2 protein-coding genes are annotated in these 767 nt (G+C 69.6%); both read left to right on the forward strand.

Annotated features, from left to right (window positions below):
- The first annotated feature begins 164 nt into the window (after positions 1-164).
- The gene (locus ACGVWT_RS19185) at positions 165-449 is read left to right on the forward strand and encodes a hypothetical protein (protein ID WP_315462869.1); all 285 of its coding nucleotides are present in this window, start codon (positions 165-167) and stop codon (positions 447-449) included.
- Positions 449-640 (forward strand): hypothetical protein, encoded by a 192-nt coding sequence (locus ACGVWT_RS19190; RefSeq protein WP_315463061.1) that lies wholly within the window; start codon positions 449-451, stop codon positions 638-640. Before ACGVWT_RS19185 ends, ACGVWT_RS19190 begins: the two co-directional genes overlap by 1 nt.
- Positions 641-767: the final 127 nt, after the last annotated feature.

Below are 767 nucleotides of genomic sequence, written 5' to 3' on the forward strand. Positions count from 1 at the left end.
TTGTCTACCTCGTCGCGGTCGCTCACGGTGACGGGATCGGTGCCACCGCCGTGCGCGAAACCGACATGACGCTGCCGCTCTACATGCGCCGCCTCGGCGCCGTCTGGGCGATCCGCGACGGTCGGCCGTGGGTCGACGTGCAGCACGGCTGATTGGAGACATCGATGCCCGACACCCCCGCGCCAGCGCCGCCGCGCTGGATCGCGATCGCTGGCGCGATCGCTACATGCTCCGGTCTGATCGTCGCCGTATGCGGCTATCTAATCGCGATCGGCAACTGGCGGGGCGGTGTCGACAAGGACATCGCCCAGCTGAAGGCGCAGGCGTCGCAGGCCGAAGCCAACGACCGGACCTATATTCCGGTGCTGGTCGGCATGACGCGCGACGTCAGCTACCTCGCCGATCGCGCGCGCCGTGAAGACGAACGCGCCAGCCAGAGGGGGCGGTAATGGCGGACATCATCGGCGGCGCCATGATGGTCGTCGGCGGCGCGGCCATGTCGGCCGGGTCCGTCACCTGCGTACGTGGCCTGGCGCGCCGGCCGATCGAGGCCGCGCTCCAGCTGCTCGGCGATAGCACGGTAGCCACCCCCAAGGCCGTACCGGCCGACATGGCCAGCCTGCTCGACCAGATCCCCTGATCCTTGGCGGGCGCGGTGCCCGCCTTCTCCTGGAGAAACATCGTGAAGCTGATCGCCGAGTGGCGCCAGTCGTGGCGCCTCTGGTCCGTGCGCGTGTCCGCGCTGGGCGCCGCCGTATTCGCCTTCC

The sequence above is a fragment of the Sphingomonas sp. S6 genome, assembly GCF_043498045.1.
GTDB lineage: Bacteria > Pseudomonadota > Alphaproteobacteria > Sphingomonadales > Sphingomonadaceae > Sphingomonas.

Bases quoted from the DNA above. Each gene is read 5' to 3' on its own strand.
- ACGVWT_RS19190 (WP_315463061.1), top strand. From the start codon at position 449: ATGGCGGACATCATCGGCGGCGCCATGATGGTCGTCGGCGGCGCGGCC.
- ACGVWT_RS19185 (WP_315462869.1), top strand. From the start codon at position 165: ATGCCCGACACCCCCGCGCCAGCGCCGCCGCGCTGGATCGCGATCGCT.